Origin of the sequence: Brachybacterium sp. AOP29-B2-41 (assembly GCF_052378395.1) — a bacterium.
Lineage (GTDB): Bacteria > Actinomycetota > Actinomycetes > Actinomycetales > Dermabacteraceae > Brachybacterium.
The window spans coordinates 71,411-90,567 of sequence record NZ_JBQSXR010000015.1 but is presented as its reverse complement, the minus strand read 5'-3'; the positions used below and the strand labels follow the sequence as shown (position 1 = coordinate 90,567).

15 protein-coding genes and 1 pseudogene are annotated in these 19,157 nt (G+C 70.1%); 7 read left to right on the top strand and 9 right to left on the bottom strand.

Going from position 1 to position 19,157, the window contains the following annotated elements; translation table 11 throughout:
* The first annotated feature begins 8 nt into the window (after positions 1-8).
* Both ACT3T9_RS14345 and ACT3T9_RS14340 read left to right on the top strand, forming a co-directional pair.
* A complete protein-coding gene (locus tag ACT3T9_RS14345) occupies positions 9-704 on the top strand; it encodes a CE1759 family FMN reductase (RefSeq protein ID WP_441446182.1) in 696 nt (231 codons plus the stop codon).
* A 21-nt stretch (positions 705-725) separates the two neighbouring features.
* Positions 726-1,625 (top strand): annotated as a pseudogene (locus tag ACT3T9_RS14340) (AEC family transporter); the annotation flags it as partial.
* A 27-nt stretch (positions 1,626-1,652) separates the two neighbouring features.
* On the opposite strand, the gene ACT3T9_RS14335 reads toward ACT3T9_RS14340, so the two are convergent.
* A complete protein-coding gene (locus tag ACT3T9_RS14335) occupies positions 1,653-2,246 on the bottom strand; it encodes a hypothetical protein (RefSeq protein ID WP_444606860.1) in 594 nt (197 codons plus the stop codon).
* Positions 2,247-2,441: 195 nt separating this feature from the next.
* On the opposite strand from ACT3T9_RS14335, the gene ACT3T9_RS14330 reads away from it, so the two are divergent.
* From ACT3T9_RS14330 to ACT3T9_RS14320, 3 genes are all read left to right on the top strand, one after another.
* Entirely contained in the window at positions 2,442-3,224 is a 783-nt protein-coding gene (locus ACT3T9_RS14330) for a sugar phosphate isomerase/epimerase family protein (protein ID WP_444606859.1), read from the top strand.
* Positions 3,221-4,213, top strand: coding sequence for a hydroxyacid dehydrogenase (locus tag ACT3T9_RS14325; RefSeq protein ID WP_444606858.1), 993 nt, complete (start codon positions 3,221-3,223; stop codon positions 4,211-4,213). Before ACT3T9_RS14330 ends, ACT3T9_RS14325 begins: the two co-directional genes overlap by 4 nt.
* A 182-nt stretch (positions 4,214-4,395) precedes the next feature.
* Entirely contained in the window at positions 4,396-5,460 is a 1,065-nt protein-coding gene (locus ACT3T9_RS14320; RefSeq protein ID WP_441445936.1) for a LacI family DNA-binding transcriptional regulator, read from the top strand.
* 146 nt (positions 5,461-5,606) lie between these two features.
* Here the strand turns inward: ACT3T9_RS14320 and ACT3T9_RS14315 are convergent, their stop codons facing one another.
* From ACT3T9_RS14315 to ACT3T9_RS14300, 4 genes are all read right to left on the bottom strand, one after another.
* Positions 5,607-6,314 (bottom strand): hypothetical protein, encoded by a 708-nt coding sequence (locus ACT3T9_RS14315; protein ID WP_444606857.1) that lies wholly within the window; start codon positions 6,312-6,314, stop codon positions 5,607-5,609.
* Positions 6,315-6,400: 86 nt separating this feature from the next.
* Positions 6,401-7,306 carry a carbohydrate ABC transporter permease gene (locus tag ACT3T9_RS14310; RefSeq protein WP_444606856.1) on the bottom strand — a complete coding sequence of 302 codons (906 nt, stop codon included), beginning with the start codon at positions 7,304-7,306 and terminating at the stop codon, positions 6,401-6,403.
* Positions 7,307-7,309: 3 nt separating this feature from the next.
* Positions 7,310-8,260, bottom strand: coding sequence for a carbohydrate ABC transporter permease (locus ACT3T9_RS14305; protein WP_444606855.1), 951 nt, complete (start codon positions 8,258-8,260; stop codon positions 7,310-7,312).
* Positions 8,261-8,306: 46 nt separating this feature from the next.
* Positions 8,307-9,620: an ABC transporter substrate-binding protein gene (locus ACT3T9_RS14300; RefSeq protein ID WP_444606854.1), complete on the bottom strand. Its 1,314-nt coding sequence runs from the start codon at positions 9,618-9,620 to the stop codon at positions 8,307-8,309.
* A gap of 295 nt (positions 9,621-9,915) precedes the next feature.
* On the opposite strand from ACT3T9_RS14300, the gene ACT3T9_RS14295 reads away from it, so the two are divergent.
* Complete coding sequence (locus ACT3T9_RS14295; protein WP_444606853.1) at positions 9,916-11,028, top strand: substrate-binding domain-containing protein; 1,113 nt, start codon at positions 9,916-9,918, stop codon at positions 11,026-11,028.
* Between the two features lie 57 nt (positions 11,029-11,085).
* Here the strand turns inward: ACT3T9_RS14295 and ACT3T9_RS14290 are convergent, their stop codons facing one another.
* The 4 genes from ACT3T9_RS14290 to ACT3T9_RS14275 form a co-directional block, all read right to left on the bottom strand.
* Positions 11,086-13,119 carry a heparinase II/III domain-containing protein gene (locus ACT3T9_RS14290; protein WP_444606852.1) on the bottom strand — a complete coding sequence of 678 codons (2,034 nt, stop codon included), beginning with the start codon at positions 13,117-13,119 and terminating at the stop codon, positions 11,086-11,088.
* 76 nt (positions 13,120-13,195) lie between these two features.
* Positions 13,196-14,077, bottom strand: a complete 882-nt coding sequence (locus tag ACT3T9_RS14285; RefSeq protein WP_441445943.1) for a sugar phosphate isomerase/epimerase family protein — start codon at positions 14,075-14,077, stop codon at positions 13,196-13,198.
* Positions 14,074-15,360: a DUF993 family protein gene (locus tag ACT3T9_RS14280; protein WP_441445944.1), complete on the bottom strand. Its 1,287-nt coding sequence runs from the start codon at positions 15,358-15,360 to the stop codon at positions 14,074-14,076. The genes ACT3T9_RS14285 and ACT3T9_RS14280 overlap by 4 nt, the downstream gene beginning before the upstream one ends.
* Positions 15,361-15,365: 5 nt before the next feature.
* On the bottom strand, positions 15,366-16,520 hold the full coding sequence (locus tag ACT3T9_RS14275; protein WP_441445945.1) for a Gfo/Idh/MocA family protein: 1,155 nt from the start codon (positions 16,518-16,520) through the stop codon (positions 15,366-15,368).
* Positions 16,521-16,860: 340 nt separating this feature from the next.
* Between ACT3T9_RS14275 and ACT3T9_RS14270 the strand changes: the two genes are divergently transcribed.
* Positions 16,861-19,155, top strand: coding sequence for a glycosyl hydrolase family 95 catalytic domain-containing protein (locus ACT3T9_RS14270; protein ID WP_444606851.1), 2,295 nt, complete (start codon positions 16,861-16,863; stop codon positions 19,153-19,155).
* Positions 19,156-19,157: the final 2 nt, after the last annotated feature.

Here is a 19,157-nt window from a genome sequence, read left to right as displayed (position 1 = left end):
ATCACCCCATGACCCGCACCTTCCGCCTCGTCGCCCTCACGGCCGGGCTCTCCACCCCGAGCTCCACCCGGATGCTCACCGACCAGCTCTCCCGCGAGGCGGCAGCGGCGCTGGGCCGCGATGGCAGCCGGGTCGAGGTGACCACCGTGGAGCTGCGCGAGCACGCCCACGACATCACCGACGCCCTGCTCACCCGCTTCCCGAACGAGCGACTGTCGATGGTGATCGAGCAGGTGCGTGCCGCGGATGCGGTCATCGCCGTCACGCCGGTGTTCAACGTCGGCCCCTCGGGCCTGTTCAAGACCTTCTTCGACGCCGTCGACATGGAGCTGTGGAAGGACAAGCCGGTGCTGCTCGGTGCGACCGCCGGCACCGCCCGCCACTCCCTCGCGATCGACTACGCGATCCGCCCGATGTTCAGCTACCTGAAGGCAGAGGTGGTGCCGACGGCGGTGTTCGCGGCCTCCGCGGACTTCGGTGCGGACACCGAGGGACAGGCCGACGGGCAGCCGCTGGCCGTGCGGGTGCGTCGGGCCGCCGGCGATCTCGCGATCATGCTGCGCGCCGGTGTCGGTGGAACCGCTCCGCAGGGTGAGGCAGACAGCGCATCGGCGACGGATGGTGCCGACGAGAGCACCGGGCTCGCGCTGGATGCCGAATTCTCCGACTTCGTGCCGATGGGCAAGCTGCTCGGCCGCGGCTGAGAGCGGCCGGCGCTCGGTTTCGGTGTCACCCGGATCGGGATCCTCCGCCGCGAGGACATGCGCGTCCTCTCGACCTACGTCGTGAAGGTGGCGCTGCCGGCGCTGGTCTTCGTGAACGTGGTGGGCCGCTCCCTCGGAGACATCTTCAACCCGACGTACCTGCTCACCTACGCGATCGCCGCGATGGCGATGGTGGGCCTGGCCCGGGCCTGGAACAGCGCCCGCCGGGTACGACCGGTGCGGGCCGCCACGCTCTCCATCGCGGTCAGCGCCACCAACAACGGCTTCGTCGGGTTCCCGATCTTCCTGCTCCTGATCCCCGAGGTGGCGGGGCTGGCGATCGGGATGGACATGATGGTCGACAACATCCTGATCATCCCGCTGGCGATCGCACTGTTCGAATCCTCGACGGGCCAGGAGAAGAGCTGGGGCCGACGCCTCAGCGGCACCCTCCGCGGCGTGGTCACCCACCCGATGGCGCTCGCGATCGCCGCCGCGCTCGCCTTCACCGCACTCGGGATCGGGGTCCCGGCGCTCGTGGACCCGGCGCTAGAGCTGGTGGCCGGCTCCTCCTCCGCCGTCGCGCTGTTCTCGATCGGCGGCATGCTGGTAGGGATGAACCTGCACGGCCAGCGGGCGGATCTCGCGGCGGCTGTGAACGGCAAGCTCCTGATCATGCCGGCGATCGCCGTGGCCCTGGTGCTCGTGCTCCCGCTGCTGGGGCTGCCGGCACTGACCCCCGAACAGCGGGTCGCAGCGATCCTCACCACCGCACTGCCGTCGATGGCGATGGCGGCCGCACTCGGGGAGCAGTACGGCGAGGGCGAGTTCGGCGCCTCGACCATGATGCTCTCCACGGTCCTGTCCTTCGTCACGCTCTCCCTCTGGCTGCTGGCGCTGAGCGCCGTCGGCTGGCTGTGACGGTCTGACGGGCGGGGTGCCGCGGTCTCAGTCGTCGTCGTCCGCGGACTGGGGTGAGTCCGGGGAGTCGGCGCTCTGCGCGGAGACCGGCGAGGGAGCCGACTGCACCGTCTTTTTCGGAGCGGGCGCCTTCTTCGTGGTCTCCTTCGAGGTCTGCTTCGGGGTCTGTTTCGTGGTCGACGGCTTCGGCGCCTCGGGAGCCCGCTGCGTCGTGGTCTTCTGGGCCGGGGCCGGCGACTGCGCCGAAGGGGCGGAGAGCGCAGAGACCGCGGTGACCGCAGGCATCGCCGAGATCGGGGACAGCGGAGATCCGGCGGAGCTCAGCGTCTCCACCGCTGGAACCTGCTGCGGGGAGGGCACCTGAGCAGCGGACCCGTCCGAGCCGGCCAGCTCGTCCGGTGCGCGCTCGATGGCCAGGTCCGCAGCGTCGGCGACGGACTGCTCGGAGGGATCCCCGACCGACGCAGGATCCGCGACCGACGCGTCGGCGCCCGCAGTGCCGATCCCGGGCCCCTCCGTGGGCATCGAGGCACCCCCGGCGACCAGGGCATAGGCCACGCCGGGCACCAGCACGGCGGCGCTGGTACCCGCCACCACGGTCCAGATCGTCTTCTTCCTCATGCGTGCGCTCCTCGCTTAGCCCGCCCGCTGCCGGGCCCTCATCGTGCTCCGCAGTACAGCGGCCGTCGATGAGACCGCGGACAGACCTTCATGAGAGACCTCTCATGGTCGGGCGGAGGAGGTCAGCCGACGAACGGATAGACTCCCCAGGATGGCAATCGCTTTCCCTCAGCTCTCGTCCAACCAGGAGGGACCATGATCCGCCCCGGACTCTGCTCCGTCACCTTCCGAGACCTCGACGTCGAAGCCGTGATCGGCCACGCCCAGGCCGCCGGGCTCGAATGCATCGAATGGGCCGGAGACGCCCACGTCCCACCCGGCGACGCCGCTGCAGCCCGGCGCGCACGGGAGCTCACCGAGCAGGCAGGGCTCGCCGTCGCCTCCTACGGCTCCTACCTGCGCTTCGAAGGATCCGATGACGAGGCCCGCGCAGAGGGCGACGCGGTGATCATCGCCGCCCGGGAGCTCGGCGCTCCCCGGATCCGGGTCTGGGCGGGTCGCACCGGTTCCGCTGACGTCCCCGCTGAGGGGCGGGCCCTGATCACCCGTCGCATCCAACAGTTCGCCGACCGCGCGGCGGAGCACGGCATCGACGTCGGCCTCGAATTCCACGGTCGCACGCTGACCGACGAGATCGGCTCGACCCTGCACCTGCTCGAGGAGATCGACCGCGACACCGTGCTCTCGTACTGGCAGTCCCATCAGGGGATGGCCGCCCCGGAGGCGCTCGAGACGCTCCGCCAGGTGCTCCCCCGCACCTCCACCATCCACGCGTTCTCGTGGTGGCCCACGAATGAGCGCCTGCCGCTCTCCCAGCGCGCCGAGCTGTGGCGGGACGCGTTCGCGATCCTCGCCACGGAGGGCTCCGACCGCGACGCACTGCTCGAATTCGTCCCGGCGGATGATCCTTCCCTGCTCGGCCGTGAGGCGGACACACTGCGCCAGCTGATCGAGGCCGGAGAGGCGGCCGCACGATGAGGGCGCTGCTGGCGATGCCCGTGAGCCTGCCGCAGCGGATGTTCGACGCCGCCCAGCTGGCGCGGCTGCGCGAGTTGGCCGAGATCGACACCGCGCGCGCCGTCCCCGACCTCGCCGACGCCCCCGATGCGGTGCTGGCGGAGGTGGAGGTGCTGATCACCGGCTGGGGCTCGCGCCCCGTCGACGCCGCGGCCCTCGCCCGCCTGCCGCGACTGCGGGCGATCGTCCACACCGCCGGGACGGTGCGTCATGTCGTCACCGATGCCGTCTGGGAGAGAGGCGATGTGGTGGTCACCTCGGCGACCGAGGTGAATGCGGTGCCGGTCGCGGAGTTCACCCTTGCCCAGATCCTGCTGGCGGGGAAGCGTTCCCTCGCTCAGGAGCACCGTTACCGGGGCGATCGTGCGCCGCGCCTGGCGGCCCTCTCAGCGCCCGAGATCGGCAACTACGGCGCCGTCGTCGGCCTCATCGGCGCCTCGCGCATCGGCGTGCTGGTCGCTGAACACCTGCGGCCTTTCGACCTCGAGGTGCTCATCACCGACCCCTTCGTCGATGCCGCGACCATCTCCGCGCTCGGCGCGACAAAGGTGGAGCCGGAGGAGCTGTACTCCCGCAGCGATGTGGTGAGCCTCCATGCCCCGGATGTCCCCACCACCCAGGGCATGGTCAGCCGCGAGCTGCTCGCGCTGATGCGGGACGGCACCACCTTCCTCAACACCGCACGGCCCGCGCTGGTGGATCTGGACGCGCTGCGCGACGAGGTGGTCTCCGGGCGCCTCGCCGCGGTGCTCGACGTGCACGACGATCTCGCCGCTGACGACCCGCTCTGGGACGCCCCGCTGGCCTCGATCACCCCGCATATCGCCGGCTCGCAGGGCAATGAGCTGCATCGGTTGGGCGAGGCGGCGCTCGAGGAGATCCGGCGTCTCGGCGCCGGGGAACCACCGCGATATCCGGTCGATGCCTCTCGCCGGGACATCTCCGCATGACGGCTCCACCTGACAGCTCCGTCTGACAGTTCCGCCTGGCACCTCCCGGGGAATCTCACCCTCACCATCCACGACTGGAGACCATCGGGCGGTGCGAGGCGTCGTTATGCTTGTCCGATTCGGGGACAGCGTTTCCCAGTCCCCCTCCAGCCCATGACAGACCCTCAGCAGAAGGAGTCCAGATGCCCGCCGTGCGCCTCAGCGACGTCGCCCAGGACGCCGGGGTCTCCCTGGCCACCGCCTCTCGTGTGCTCAACGGCTCCACCCGCGTGCCGGGGAAGGCCGTCGCCGACAAGGTGAAGGCCTCCGCCGAGAAGCTCGGCTATGTCGCCAACGCCCAGGCGCAGGCGCTCGCCCGCTCCCGCTCGGGCCTGATCGGTCTGGTGGTGCACGACATCGCCGACCCCTACTTCTCGACCATCGCGCGCGAGGTCCAGCAGCAGGTGTTCGCCTCCCAGTCGCAGGTGCTGCTCACCCAGACCGACCGTGAGATCGACACCGAGATCCGGGCGCTGCGCTCCCTGCTCGCCCAGCAGGTCGATGCGCTGGTGCTGGTGGGCTCGCACCGCTACGGCACCGAGTCCGACGCCGCCATCGGCAATCTGCTCCAGGGCTTCGAGCGCAACGGCGGCAAGGTGGTGGGCCTGGGCCAGTCGCTGGGCGTGGGCCGCACCATCGTGACGGACAACGCCGCAGCGTCCCATGAGCTGGCCACTGCCCTGGTCGTCGAGGGACATCGACGGTTCGCGGTGGTCGAGGGCATCGCCGGGATCCCGTCGGCCGGGGACCGCACCGGCGGCTTCGTCGCCGCGCTCACCGAGGCCGGCATCGAGCCGGAGCTCAGCACCGCTGCGGACCTCACCCGCGACGGCGGCTATCAGCTCGCCGAACGGATCCACGACCACCTGCTCTCCTCGCCCGGCCCCGCGGACTCGCCGCTGTGCGTCTTCGCCCCGGCGGACGTCATGGCCCTCGGCGCGCTCGGCGAGCTGCGCCGCCGCGGCGTGGACGTGCCCGGGCAGGTCGCGGTCGCCGGCTTCGGCGGAGTCCCCGGGGCGGCCGACGCCAACCCGATCCTCACCACCATCGCGCTGCCGCTGGCCGAGATGGCGCGGCAGGCCGTGGAGTGGGCGCTCGAGCCGGCAGCGGCGAAGGACGCCCCTCCCGCGGACCACCCCCACGAGGTGCGTGTGCGCGGCGACGTGCTGCTGTGCGAGTCCACGGCGCTGGGTGCTGTCGCCGGCTGAGCGGCCGACCGCGTCCCGGTGACGAGACGACGAAGCTCGCCCTCGAAGCAGGTCGTGCGGTCTATGCGCACCTGTTCAGGCCTGACGTGCTGCGCACCGCACCTCCGTGAGCATGCGCGGGAAAGGCGGGCGGGAGCCGCGGCGCATCAGGACGTGCGCAGCGCGGGCTTGATCGACCAACGCGTGTTGGCCCACACCACGTAGAGGACCAGCGAGGACGCCAGCGCCCAGCACAGGATCGGCTGCCAGATCAGCCCGAGCAGCCCGATCCCCAGGACCAGCAGGCTGAGCAGCGTGAGCGGGAAGCTCCGCAGCATGGCGTAGCCCGCCGTACGGGCGAGCACCAGGGGCCCGGCGTCCGCTCTGTCGCTGACCAGTGCGCAGACCCCGAAGGCCATCATCAGGCTGAGCAGCGCCGCGATCAGCAGTGCGGGCGCGGCCATCAGCCCCCAGCTCTGCTCGAGCACCCATTGCGCATCGACCACCAGTACCAAAGTCGCCGCCATCGGCAGGGCCGTGGAGCGCAGCACCTTCGGTGCCGTGGTGCGCAGCACCCGCAGCATCGGGCGCAGCATCTCCTGTTCGGAGCAGCCGTCCCACCAGGAGTGCGGGCCGTCCTGCGCCTCGCCGCCGGGCCCGTCGCCCGGCCCCTGGCTGACGTGGAACACCGGAGCGTCCCGGAAAACGCAGAAGCCGACGGTGATGATCGGCATCGCCAGATACAGCGCCAGGATCAGCGCTGGCGTCGCGGAGAGCGGGTTCGCTGCCAGCACGCAGAGCAGCACCAGGGGCAGCGCCCCGAGCATCAGCGCCGCGTTCAGCCGCAGCGCCCCGAACAGGAATCCCGCGATCATCGACCAGGTCTGTGCCGCATGAGTGCTGGCCGGCGGTGCGTCGGGCCGCCTGGAGCCAGAGCGTCGCTGCATCGTGCGGATGCCGCTCACCCCTTGAGCCCGGAGGTCGCGATGCCCTGCACGAAGTGCTTCTGGCCGATCGCGAAGACGATCGCAATGGGCAGCACGGACAGCACGGAGCCGGTCATGATCGCGGCGTAGTCCGCGTTGTACTGGCCGATGAAGGTCTTCAGGCCGAGCTGGATCGTCCACAGGTCCGGGCTGCGCAGGTAGATCAGCGGGCCCATGTAGTCGTTCCACGTATTGGTGAAGGTGATGATCGCGAGCGCCGCGATCGACGGCACGGACAGCGGCAGCATGATCCGCCAGTAGATCCCGAACTCGGAGACCCCATCGATCCGGGCTGACTCAGAGAGCTCCTCCGGGATCGTGTCGTAGAACTGCTTCATCAGGAACACTCCGAAGGCACCGAAGGCCTGCAGCAGGATGATCGACAGGCGGGTGTCGGAGAGCCCCATCGCGGACAGCATCTTGAACTGCGGGATCATGTACGCCTGCCACGGCACCGCGATCGTGCCGATGTAGACCAGGAAGAGGATGTCGCGCCCGGGGAAGCGGATCCTGCTGAAGCCGTAGGCGGCGAACGATCCGGTCACCACCTGCAGGGTCGTCACGGCCACCGACAGGATGATGGTGTTCATCAGCCAGGTCGACATGTCCGCCTTGGTCCAGATGTCGAGGTAGTTGTGCCACTGCCATTCCTGCGGGAACCAGGTGATCGGGGCGGTGAACACCTCGTTGTTGCGCTTGAGAGAGGACAGCACCATCCAGGCGAACGGGAGCAGGACCAGCACTGAGGCGAGGCCGAGCATCACGTAGCGCAGCAGTCGCGCGAACCGGCGCAGCGGGCGGTCGGGCTTGGTGCGGAGCGGGGCCCGCTCGGCAGCTGAGGTGCCGGCGGAGGTGGGCGCCAGGGCGTCGATCGTGCTCATGGCTCACCGCTCCTTTCTGCGGTTGTAGATGAACTGGGTGATGGTCACGACCATGCACAGTCCGAAGAGGACGAGAGACACCGCCGAGGCATAGCCGAAGTCGTTCCGCTCGAAGCCCATGCGGTAGATGTACTGCGAGAGCACGAGCGTCGAGGTGCCCGGGCCGCCGTTGGTCATCACGAGGATCAGGTCGAGCACCTTGAAGCTGCCGATGGTGAGCATCACCGTGACGAAGAAGGTCGTCGGCCGCAGGGTCGGGATGGTGACGTTCCACAGGCGCTGGAGCCAGTTGGCACCGTCCATCTTCGCTGCCTCGTGCAGCTCCGGCGGGACCGCCTGGAGCCCGGCCAGGAACAGCAGCATGTAGTAGCCGGTCTCGCGCCAGATGCTCACGACGATCACCGCTGGCATCGCCCAGGTGCTCGAGGTGAACCAGTCCGGAGGGTTCTCCAGGCCGATGAATCGCAGGAACTGGTTGATCGGCCCGAACTCCGGGGAGAACAGCATGTTCCAGACCTGCGCCACCGCGACGATCGAGGTGAAGTAGGGGAAGAAAGCGGCGGAGCGGAAGAACGCGCGACCACGCAGCTTCTGGTTGAGCAGCATCGCGAGCCCGAGCGAGAGCACGAGCGTGACCGGGATGTGCACGCCGGCGTAGTACAGCGTGTTCAGCAGCGCCGTCCAGAAGGTCTTGTCACCGATCAGCCGCCGGGCGTTGTCCAGGCCCGTGAACTGCGGCGTCCCGAAGGCGGTCCATTTCGTGAAGGCGATGTAGAACAGCGCGAGTACGGGCCCCAGGGTGAGCAGCCCGAAGCCGAGGAAGTTGGGCAGGATGAAGGTCCAGCCCGAGAGGGTCCGACGGCGGCGAATCGCGCTCTGGCGCAGGCGCTGCCCGCGCCGCTGACCGGGCGGATCCATCCGGTCAGCAGCAGGATCTGCGGTCAGCGTGGACATGTGTTCACCTCCCGCGGGGCGAGTCCTGCGCGCGTCGTGTCCGCCATCAGCCGACCAGGCCCTCGTTCGCGAGCTGCTCCTCGACCGCGGTCAGGGCCTCATCGACCGGCGTGGAGCCGGTGAGGATCTCCGAGTGGGTGTCCTCGAGGATGGTCTGGATGTCGTTGGTGAACTCGCCGACGGGGTTCTCGGGCCGGGTGTCGTTGTTCTGGAAGGCCGCCTTGGATCCTTCATCCTCCGGCATGCCCTCGAGGCCGAAGATCGTCTCGACCACCGCGTCGGAGAAGTACGAGGGCGCGATGCCGATTCCGGCAAGAGCCTGGGAGCATTCCTCCGAGACCACGTATTCGAGGAACGACTGGGCGGCCTCGAGCTTCTCCCCGGTCAGGGCGGCGTTGATCGCGAGGGAGGTGGGGTCGCCGAAGGTGACCGGGTTCTCCACCGTCGAGGAGTCGAGCTGCGGTACCGGTGCCAGTCCCCAGTCGAAGACGTCCGCGTCCCCGCTCTCGCGCTGGGCCAGCAGGGTGGCGATGTACCAGGAGCCCATCAGCGTCATCGCCGCCTTCTGGGTGCCGAACTGCGCCTGGTACGCGAGGGACTGGGACTGCGCGGTCGAGAAGGTCTCGGTGAAGCCTGCGTCCTGCATCGCCAGCGCGCGCTCGTAGTACGGCGCGAAGAAGCCGAGATCCCCGGAGCTGAGCTCCGCGCCCTCCGTCTGCGCGAGAGCGAATCCCTGCACGACGGACTTCCAGGTGTGGTGGTAGGTGCCCTTGGCGGGGGTGTCGGTACCCGCCAGACCCTCGGTCAGCTGCTGTGCGGCCTCGGCGTAGTCATCCCAGGTCCAGGTGCCGTCGGGGTGGGAGACGCCGGCCGCGTCGAACAGCTCCTTGTTGTAGTAGATCACCCAGGAGTCCTGCCGGTACGGCAGGGCGAAGACACCGTCGTCGACGGTGAGGTGCTCGAGGTTGATGTTCCCATCCCCGGACAGGGACTCGGCGAGGGAGGAGACGTCGGCGAGAGCGCCGTTGCTCATGAGGTAGTGGTACGGCTGGAGGTTCTTGACCGGGAACACGTCGGGCGCGGACTCTGCGGACAGGTCGGTGGTCAGCTGGGTCTCGTAGTCGTCGGCGCTGTATTCCTTGATCACCACGACGACATCGCTGTTGACCGCCTCGAATCCTTCCTTGAGAACGGTGAACTCCGGGGTGGAGTCGATCGACCAGCCGGCCATCGTCAGCTCGATCTTGCCGTCCGCATTGCGGGCGTCGCCGCCTCCCCCTCCACAGGCGCTGAGCGCTGCGACAGGGGCGGCGACCGCGGCTGCGGCGAGCAGGGAACGGCGAGTAGGGGTGAACGTCATCGGTCTGTCCTTCCAGTGATGCCCGGGGCACCGGCTCCAACGGTGAAGCCTCCGCCTCGGGCGTGCAGGGATCGAAGGTGCTGCGGCACCGCCTCCGGCACCGCCGACCTCGGCGGGGCGCAGCGACTCTCGATCCATCAGAGCCCGCGGTGCGATCTGGCCCAGAGTCAACAGGATCACTTCTGTGCTGTCAAGCGCTTTCCTTATTCCTTATGATCCATTATGTTCTTTTATGATCACCACACCGCCGGTGTGGCACCGTGGCCCCCACAGGCGCCGAAGGAGGACTGAACCGATGAGCACTGCACTCCCGGACAGCAGACGGTTCGCGATCCTCGAGCGGGTCGCCCGCGACGGAGAGGTGCGCGTCACCACCCTCGCCGAGGACCTCGGGGTCTCCCCGATCACCGTGCGGCGTGACCTGGCCCGGCTCGCGCAGGAACAGCTCATCGAGCAGGTTCACGGTGGAGCCCGGCGCACCGCCGGGACCCCGGCGAGCACACTCGGTGACGCCGCTGGACCCGCTGGATATGCCACCCAGGCCACCCTGGCGATGGTCGCCCCGTCCCTGCAGTACTACTGGCCCACGATCGTCAGCGGTGCTCGTCACGCCGCCTCGGAGCATGGGGCCAGGCTGCTGGTCCAGGCATCGTCCGCCAGCGCTGAGGACAACCTGGCGGTGCTCGACCAGCTCACCGCGGATCCCAGCATCGATGCCCTGATCCTCGCCCCTGACCTGCGCTCCGGTGCGGCCAGCGAGCGACTCCTCGAACGCCTGCAGGGCGTCCAGCTCCCGGTGGTCCTCGCCGAACGGAGCATGCACGCCTTCAGCGTGCACGGGCGCAGCTTCGACTCCGTGCGCACGGATCACGCCAGCGGTGCCGCCATGGCGCTCCGCCACCTCCGGGAGCTCGGGCACGAGCGCGTGACGATGCTGTGCGACCCCTTCAGCCCGACCCGGCCCCTCCTCGAGCAGGGGTTCGAGCGCGCCTCGACCGAGCTCGGATTCGATGCACGGCACACCCACACCGGCACCATCGACACCCACGGGAACTCCCCGTTCGAGGCGATTGATGCGTTCCTGGACCGGTGCCGGGAACAGGGGACGACGGCCGCACTGATCCATTCCGACGAAGCCGCCCTGCTCGTGCTCCAGCATGCTCAGCGGCGCGGCTGGTCGGTGCCCCACGACCTCTCGATCGTCTCGTATGACGACGAGCTCTCCGAGCTGGCGCATCCTCCGCTGACGGCGGTGGCCCCTCCCAAACAGGCCCTCGGTGAGCGCGCGGTGCTGCTCGCACTGGGTCGGCTGCGCCAGCCCGACTGTCCGATCGAACGGGTCGAGCTCCTCCCCTCCCTGCGCACCCGATCCTCGACCGCGGCCCCGAGACCGGCGATCGGTCGCTGACGCCTCACGTCACGGACGTCTCACCTCACTGACGTCGCACCTCACTGAGCCGGACCGTCACCGCGGCGCATCGCTCCCGGCGGAGCGCACCGTGACCGTCGCCGTCCCGGCATCAGCAACGGTCAGGCGCAGGCGGTGCACCGCTGCTCCCCAGGAGGCGGCGAGCAACGGGTCCTCGATCTCCCGGCGCTCGAGCGTCCCGCTGCCGAGCGCGGGGGCCCAACGGATCTCGGCGAGCGCCCCGGACGGAGCACGCACCAGCAGCAGGCCGGGGCGGTGGTCGATCGGGTCGCCGGCGATCACGTGGTTCAGCACCACGTCAGGAGCGGCAGGGACGGCAGGGGCGTCCGGGTCGGACTCACCCTCGGCGGGGCCGACGGGGTCCAGGAGCCAGGCATCCTCGATACGCACCTCGGCGCCCGGTTCCGACCCTCGATCCAACGAGACACTCCGGCGGTAAGAGCGCAGACCGGCCTCCGCCGGGTACGCCGCTGCGAGCTCCAGCTCGAGCGTCGAGGTCGCCCCGGAGCCCTGGTCGCCCGACGCCGACGGACCCGGCCGTGCGGTCACCTCGCGGGCGCGGTACTCGGGGCCGACGCCCTGCTGGCGCCCCCGGATCTCGGGCAGGTTGTGCCAGGAGCTGGTCATGGTCCAGATCTCATAGCGGCGATCGGTGAAGGTCAGCGCGGTGTAGGTGGGTTGGCCGAGGTCGATCAGCACCGGGGAGCCGTCGAGAGCGACCAGATAGGAGCCCACATCGAGGTGGTTATGGGCCTCGTCGTTGTGACCGCCCTTGGCGGCGAGCGCGAGCCCGGAGGGATCGCCCTCGCGTTCCCGCGCCACCAGCAGCTGGACCTCCGGCAGCCAGATCCGGGCGGGATACGGCGGTCGGACTCCGGCGCTGTCGGCAGTCGCCCAGTGCTCGTCGCCGAGGGCGGTCAGCACTCGCCCGAGGCCGAGCTCGGGCTGCACCCGCGGGAGAGGACTGTGACCGCGATGGGCGAGGGCCTGGGCGACCACGTCGTCCGCGCCGAGGTGTCGGCCCCAACGATGCAGCACGTCCCAGGGCAGCTCGTCGGCGGGAGGCCGGGCCGGGCCGTCGGCGACGTTGACGAACCAGCCCCCACCGAGGTCCATGCCCTGCGGATAGCGCAGCAACCGGGCGATGACGTCGATTCCTGTCACCGCGTCCCGGCTCAGGGTGCCTCCGGAGGCGGTGATCAGCAGGTCGATGGCTTCCAGCAGCCGCGAGGCGCCGTTCCAGAAGTAGGAGAACCCCTCATCGATCCCCCCGTCGGCCGGGAAGGAGGCGAGGTAGCGGTCCAGCTGAGCGATCGAGAGGGCGAGGACGGCATCGCGGGTCCCGCGGTCCGACTCCTCCTCGAGCAGGAAGAGGGCAGCGGTGAGCAGATGCTGATGGATCCACCCGGTCCAGTTGTGCGCCGCCCCATGCAGCCAATGCCAGTCGCGACGCGCCAGGTAGGGGTCGAACACGCGCTGCCGCGCCTCCCATCGCAGCCGCTGCCGCAGCCCCGGCACGCGCTCGTCGAGCTCCTCCCCCAGGGCAAGATCCGCCCAGGCGATCACCTGGAGGGTCTGTGCCGCGCCCAGATCCACGACCGGCGCCTCAGGATCCGGGACGATCCATCCCCGCAGGTCATGTGCCTTTTCATGGGCGACCCAGCACCAGGTCGAGAGCTCGCACAGCAGCATCAGTCCGTCGGCCGCACGGTCGATCCAGCGGGTCTCCCCCGTGGCGAGGGCCGCGAGCACGGCCTCCCCGGTCATGATGCCGAGCCGGCGCACCTCGTTCTCGTAGTCGGTGCGCACGCCCTCGCGCCAGAACCGCGTGTACCTGCTCAGCAGCGGAAAGGGCAGCGGATCCGCGAGTACCGCGAGCGCCGGGGAGGTCATCGCCTCCCGCAGCTGCACGGAAGGTCTGGCGGGGAGGGAGATCCGCTCCCGCGCCCCATCGAGAGCCAGGGACAGCTCGGTGGGCAGGGCGGCGCGGGCAGCGGCCTCCGGGCCGACGCCATGCTCGTCCTCAGCCTCGACCTCGAGGCCCCACGCAGTGCGCAGCGGCGATGTCATCTCCACGATTCGGTCCCTCAGCTCAAGGCTCCATCCGATTGCCCGACTCCTCCCGCTCGTTCCTCGCAGTTCGTCGTCAGGCGAAAGGCAGCACCAGCTGTTCGAAGCGCTCAGCGATGATCTTCGCGGACTCGTCGGCCGGGGTGGCCCAGACGTCCTCGTTGAAGATCTCGACCTCGATGTCGCCGGTGTAGCCGGCGGCCTTGATCATGCGGGTGATCGACGGGAAGTCGATGAAGCCGTCGCCCATGTAGCCGCGGGAGTTCAGCGGCTCCGCGGCCAGCGGCAGGTTCCAGTCGCACACCTGGTAGCTGAACAGGCGATCCGCTGCCGCGGCACGCTGGATGGCGCGCTCGAGATACGGATCCCACCACACGTGATAAGTGTCCACGACGACACCTGCGGCCGCGCTGCCGGACGCTTCAGCGATGTCGAGGGCCTGGTCGATGGTGGAGACCACGGCGCGGTCCGCGGCGAACATCGGGTGCAGCGGTTCGATAGACAGCGTCACCCCGCGCTCGGCGGCATAGGGGGCGAGCTCGGCGACGGCCTCGGTGACCCGGGTCCGGGCGCCGATGATGTCCTTGTCCGCCTTGTCCACTCCGCCGACGACGAGCACCAGGGTGGGCGCTCCGAGTGTGGCGGTCTCGTCGATCGCGCGACGGTTGTCCGTCAGCGCCGCCTCCCTGTCGACCTCGGCGGAGGCGGTGAGGAAGCCGCCGCGGCACAGGCTGCTCACGCGCAGCCCCGCATCGTCGACCCGGCGCCGCAGGGCATCCAGCCCGACCTCCGCGACGTCCTGGCGCCACAGACCCACCGCGTCGATCCCCCGGGCGGTCGTGGCCTCGAGGAAGTCCTGGAGCGGGGTGGTGCGGAAGCTCCAGCGATTCAGGGACAGGCGCGGGGTCCCGGTGCCGAGCCGCGCGGAGGGCGAGGTAAGGGAGGGTGAGGTGGTCATGCGGCATCTCCGTTCGAGGTGGTTCCATCGGCCGCGATCTCGTAGCCGGCCTGGCGCAGCATGCCGTGCCAGCGTTCGGCGGCCAGCGCAGGTTGCTCAAGATTGCCGGTGGTGGCGGCGAGCTCGATGGTGCGCGAGAGGTGCGGGAGGCTGCGGGCCGAGTGCATGCCGCCCACCATGACGAACGCCTGCTGGTGGCCGTTGAGCCAGGCCAGGAAGGCGACCCCGGTCTTGTAGTGGGGGGTGGGGGCGGAGAAGATGTGGCGGCCCAGCTCCTCTGAGGCGTCCAGGATCCGCGAGGCCTCGGCTGGATCGCCCGCATCCAGCGCCTGCACTGCGGCGGACGCGGCGGGAGCGGTCGCGGCGAAGGCACCCAGCAAAGCGTCGGAGTACTTCCCGAGCACCTGCTCTCCCCCGGTATCGGCGGTGAAGGTGCCGTCGCCCACGATGAGGTGGGAGAAGTGGAAGTCGTCCCCGGTGAGCATCCGCACGCCCTCGGGGAGCCGCTCGCGCACCGCGATCTCTGCGGCGTCATCCAGCAGGCTCATCTTCACCCCGCGGATCTTCGCGGGATCCGCCTCGATGATGCGCAGCATCGTCTCTGCAGCGTCCGCGCTCGTCGAACTGCCGAAGTAGCCCTCGAGCTGCGGATCGAACACGGTGCCCAGCCAGTGCAGCACGACAGGTGCGGTGGCCGCGTCGAGCACCCGGCGGTAGACGTCCTCGTACTCGGCCGCGGTCGTCGCGGCGCGCGCGAGGTGGCGGCTGGCCATCAGCACAGCGCCGGCGCCGGTGGCCTCGGTGGCGCGAAGCTGTTCGATATAGGCCTCGGTGATCTCGTCCAGGCTGAGCTCATGCTCGCTGCGCTGGTCGGTGTTGACCCCGGCGACCACCAGATCGCTCACTGTCGCACCGGCCGGGAACACGGCGGAGATCTCCGGATCCGCGAGCGCGGCGCGGGCGGCGTCGGCCGTGCGAGTGATGAGCTCGCGGGTCGCGACCGGATCCAGGCCCATGTTGCGCTGGGCGGTGTCCATCGCGTCGGCCACCCCGAGCCCGCGGGACCACATCGTGCGGCGGAAGGCGAGCGTGGCATCCCAGTCGATGTCCGCCGGGGCGCCGGGGGTGTTGTCCCCGTGCACCTGCGGGACCACGTGCACCGCCGCATAGACCACGCGGGAGCGCAGCGGCGCGGTCGGCGTGGCGAAGGCGGGCGCGCCGGCGAGCGGTATCGAGCGCAGCGCACCGCCCTCATCCAGCAGTGTCAGCTGCAGGTCACTCACGGCGCTCACACCTCCGTCAGCGGGTCGAGCGCGATCCGACGACCCTCGGCGGAGCTGGTGAGCCCGGCCTCGGCGAGGCGCACGCCCCGAGCGCCCGAGAGGAAGTCGAAGGGGTACTCGCGACCCTCAACATAGTGGCGCAGGAAGTCCTCCCACTGCACCTTGAAGCCGTTGTCGAACTGCTCGTTGTCCGGCACCTCGATCCAGTCGGCCCGGTAGTCGTGGCCGTCCTTGACATCGGGGTTCCACACGGGCTTCGGGGTCGCCTCGCGCGGCTGGATGCGCGCGCCGTGCAGGCCGACGACGGCGCTGCCCTTCGTGCCGTCGACCTGGAACTCGACGAGCTCATCGCGGTGGACGCGCACATCCCAGCTGGAGTTCATCTGCACCACGGTGCCGCCCTCGAGGCGGAAGACGCCGTAGGCCGCGTCGTCAGCGGTCGCGACGTACTCCTGGCCCTTCTCATCCCAGCGCTTCCCGATGTGGGTGGCGGTCTGGGCGTAGACGTCCTCGATGCGGCCGAACAGCTCCTCGATGACGTAGTTCCAGTGGGGGAACATGTCCGCGACGATGCCGCCGCCGTCCTCGCTGCGGTAGTTCCAGGAGGGGCGCTGCGCCTGCTGCCAGTCCCCCTCGTAGACCCAGTAGCCGAACTCGCCGCGCACGGAGAGGATCTCGCCGAAGAAGCCGGAGTCGATCAGGCGGCGCAGCTTGAGCAGGCCGGGCAGGTAGAGCTTGTCGTGGACGACGCCGTTGACGGTGCCGTGCTCCTTGGCGAGTGTCGCGAGCTCGAGCGCGTCCTCGAAGGACTCCGCCGTGGGCTTCTCGGTGTAGATCGCCTTGCCGGCGGCGATCGCCTTCTTGAGGTTCGCGACCCGCAGGTTCGTCACCAGCGCGTCGAAGTAGACCTCATAGTCGGGGTTCGCGAGCGCCTCATCGACGTCGGTCGTCCACTTCGTCAGGCCGTGCTTCTCGGCCACTCCGCGCAGCTTCTCCTCGTTGCGCCCGACCAGTAGCAGGTCCGGCAGGAGGCGGTCGCCGTCAGCGAGCTCCACGCCACCCTGCTCCTGGATGGCGAGCAGGGACCGCACCAGGTGCTGGCGATAGCCCATCCGCCCCGTGGCGCCGTTGACAATGATCCCGATCCTGCGTGTAGCCATGCTGCTGCTCCCTGGTGTCCCGTGGCCCGCGAGCTTCGATGCCCGACGGCAACCGCTTTCCTTTCGTCCATTAGATCATGGTGTCGACCACTGGGCAAGCCCTTGCCTGCGCTCACGCGCCCCGCCCCACCCCGCTGCCACCTGGGCGCCCCACCTGGGCATCCCTGCCCGGAGCCCGCCGCGGAGCCCTGCGAGGCGGCAACATCGGGCAAGGAGTGGCTCCGCTCGCAGCAGTGCCCGTAGGAACATCGGTACAGCGGTCTCTCCGGGGATGCGGTCGACGACGGCGCATCGGGTGGGCAGGCCCAGCTCATCCCGCGCCCCATGAAAGGCACCCTCCGTGACCTCTCCCCTCGCCCTCCACCGCCAGGGCCCCGCCGAGCGCTGGCTCGAAGCTCTCCCCCTGGGCAACGGGCGCCTCGGCGCGATGATCTGGGGCGATCCCGATGCCGCCCGGTTCTCGCTCAACGAATCCACCCTGTGGTCCGGCGGGCCCCAGACGGATGCTCCGCACCGCACCGGCCGCCGCGAGGCCGGAGCGGCCCTGGCCCGTTCCCGTGCCCTGTTCGAGAACGGCGACGTGCCCGCGGCCCAGCAGGAGATCGAGCACCTGGGTGCGTCATGGTCGCAGGCATATCTGCCGGTCGGGGACCTGTGCGTGCGTTTCGAGGGCATCGGGGAGGCCGGCTCTCCCGCTGCCGTGCCCGCTGTTCTGGCGGAGCGGATCCTGGACCTCGAGCACGCCGAGCACCGGGTGCTGGGCGAGTCCGGGGAGCAGCTGAGCTTCATCAGCCGGGCCGACGAGGTCCTCGTCCACACCGCACCCTGCCCCGACGGCGCAGTCCCGTCCCTCGAGTTCACCTCTCCCCTGGTCGAGGAGCGTCGCGAGGCCAGCGCCGACGGGCTCACGATCCTGCTGCGCGCCCCGTCGGACATCCCCGCCGGGCAGTTCCGACGCGAGCAGGAGGTCGCCTGGGAGAGCGCCGGGGCCAGCCGTGCGGCGGTCGTGGTGCGCTGGCAGGTGCAGCACGAGCGCCTGCTGTTGGTCTGCGCAGTGGCCACCACCTGGCAGGGCCTCGGGCAGGCTCCGGACAGAGACGTGCAGGAGGCCATCGACGAGGCGTCGGCACAGGCGGAGTCGGCTCTCGCCCGCGGTGAGGACGAGCTGCACCGGCGCCATCGCGCCACCCCGCTGCCGGGCGCCGGCGAGGTCGCGCTCGAGCTGAGCGGCTCCCCCGAGGCGGAGCTGCTCGCCACCAGCTTCGCCTACGGCCGCCATCTGCTGGCCTCCGCCTCACGACCCGGGCTCCCGCCCGCGAACCTGCAGGGCTTGTGGAACGCGCGCCTCGAGGCACCGTGGTCCTCGAACTACACGGTGAACATCAATCTCGAGATGAATCACTGGGCGGCCGGCGTCGCCCAGGTGCCGGAGGCCGCCGCGGCGCTCGAGCAGTACGTGGCGATGCTGCGCACCGCCGGGCAGGAGACCGCGCGCCGGCTCTACGGGGCCGACGGCTGGACGGTGCACCACAATTCCGATCCCTGGGGGTACACCGATCCGGTGCGGGGCGAGCCCTCCTGGTCGACCTGGCCGATGGGCGGGCTATGGCTCGAACGGGAGCTGGACTCCCTGGCGAGCTTCAGCGGACGCGACGCGGTCGAGATCGCCCGCGACCGCTTCCCGGCGCTCAAAGAGGCGGTCTCCTTCGCACTCTGCCTGCTCCATGAGAGCGCCGACGGCCATCTGGCCACCTTCCCCTCGACCTCGCCGGAGAATCTCTGGCTCACCGACGGGGCCACGCCCGGTGGCGCCGCGGTCAGCCTCAGCGAGGGCACCGGGATGGACCGATGGCTGCTGCACGAGTGCGCCCAGCACCTGCTGGAGGCCGCGGCGCTGCTGGGCCAGGAGCAGGATCCGGTGGTGCAGCGCACAGCCTCGGCGCTCGCGCTGGTGCCGGGCCCGAGGATCGGGGCCGACGGCCGTCTGCTCGAGTGGCATCGCGATGGTCTCGCCGAGGCCGAACCGCATCACCGGCACGTCTCCCACCTGGGCTTCCTCTACCCCGGCAACGGCCCGGTCGATTCGCGGACGGAGCAGGCCGTGGCCCGCTCCCTCGAAGCCCGCGGAGACGACGCCACCGGCTGGTCCCTGGTGTGGAAGGCCTGCCTCTGGGCACGCCTGCATCGAGGAGATCGGGTGCAGGCCCTGCTCGAGCTGTACCTGCGCCCCGCCGAGACCGCCGACGGCGAGCGCAGCGGCCTCTACCCGAACCTGTTCTCCGCCCATCCGCCGTTCCAGATCGACGGGAACCTCGGCATCGTCGCAGCCCTCGCCGAATGCCTGCTGCAGAGCCATCGCAGGGAGATCGAGCTGCTCCCGGCGCTGCCACCGGTGATGGCCGACGGGTCCGTGCGCGGGCTGCTCGCCCGCCCCGGTGTCGCGGTGGACATGGCGTGGAGCGACGGCGCTCTCACCTCTGTCCAGCTGCAGGCGACGGGCCCGGGAGCGCTCGGCACGCACCGGGTGCGCTGCGGGAACCGGGTGGTGAGCGTCCGGTTGACCGGGATGGAGCCGGTGGAGCTCAATGCCGCCGCCCTGCACAGCCCGCGGACGTCAGACGTCGCGGAAGTCTGACA

Bases quoted from the DNA above. Each gene is read 5' to 3' on its own strand.
- ACT3T9_RS14345 (WP_441446182.1), top strand. From the start codon at position 9: ATGACCCGCACCTTCCGCCTCGTCGCCCTCACGGCCGGGCTCTCCACC.
- ACT3T9_RS14335 (WP_444606860.1), bottom strand. From the start codon at position 2,246: ATGAGGAAGAAGACGATCTGGACCGTGGTGGCGGGTACCAGCGCCGCC.
- ACT3T9_RS14330 (WP_444606859.1), top strand. From the start codon at position 2,442: ATGATCCGCCCCGGACTCTGCTCCGTCACCTTCCGAGACCTCGACGTC.
- ACT3T9_RS14325 (WP_444606858.1), top strand. From the start codon at position 3,221: ATGAGGGCGCTGCTGGCGATGCCCGTGAGCCTGCCGCAGCGGATGTTC.
- ACT3T9_RS14320 (WP_441445936.1), top strand. From the start codon at position 4,396: ATGCCCGCCGTGCGCCTCAGCGACGTCGCCCAGGACGCCGGGGTCTCC.
- ACT3T9_RS14315 (WP_444606857.1), bottom strand. From the start codon at position 6,314: ATGATCGCGGGATTCCTGTTCGGGGCGCTGCGGCTGAACGCGGCGCTG.
- ACT3T9_RS14310 (WP_444606856.1), bottom strand. From the start codon at position 7,306: ATGAGCACGATCGACGCCCTGGCGCCCACCTCCGCCGGCACCTCAGCT.
- ACT3T9_RS14305 (WP_444606855.1), bottom strand. From the start codon at position 8,260: ATGTCCACGCTGACCGCAGATCCTGCTGCTGACCGGATGGATCCGCCC.
- ACT3T9_RS14300 (WP_444606854.1), bottom strand. From the start codon at position 9,620: ATGACGTTCACCCCTACTCGCCGTTCCCTGCTCGCCGCAGCCGCGGTC.
- ACT3T9_RS14295 (WP_444606853.1), top strand. From the start codon at position 9,916: ATGAGCACTGCACTCCCGGACAGCAGACGGTTCGCGATCCTCGAGCGG.
- ACT3T9_RS14290 (WP_444606852.1), bottom strand. From the start codon at position 13,119: ATGACATCGCCGCTGCGCACTGCGTGGGGCCTCGAGGTCGAGGCTGAG.
- ACT3T9_RS14285 (WP_441445943.1), bottom strand. From the start codon at position 14,077: ATGACCACCTCACCCTCCCTTACCTCGCCCTCCGCGCGGCTCGGCACC.
- ACT3T9_RS14275 (WP_441445945.1), bottom strand. From the start codon at position 16,520: ATGGCTACACGCAGGATCGGGATCATTGTCAACGGCGCCACGGGGCGG.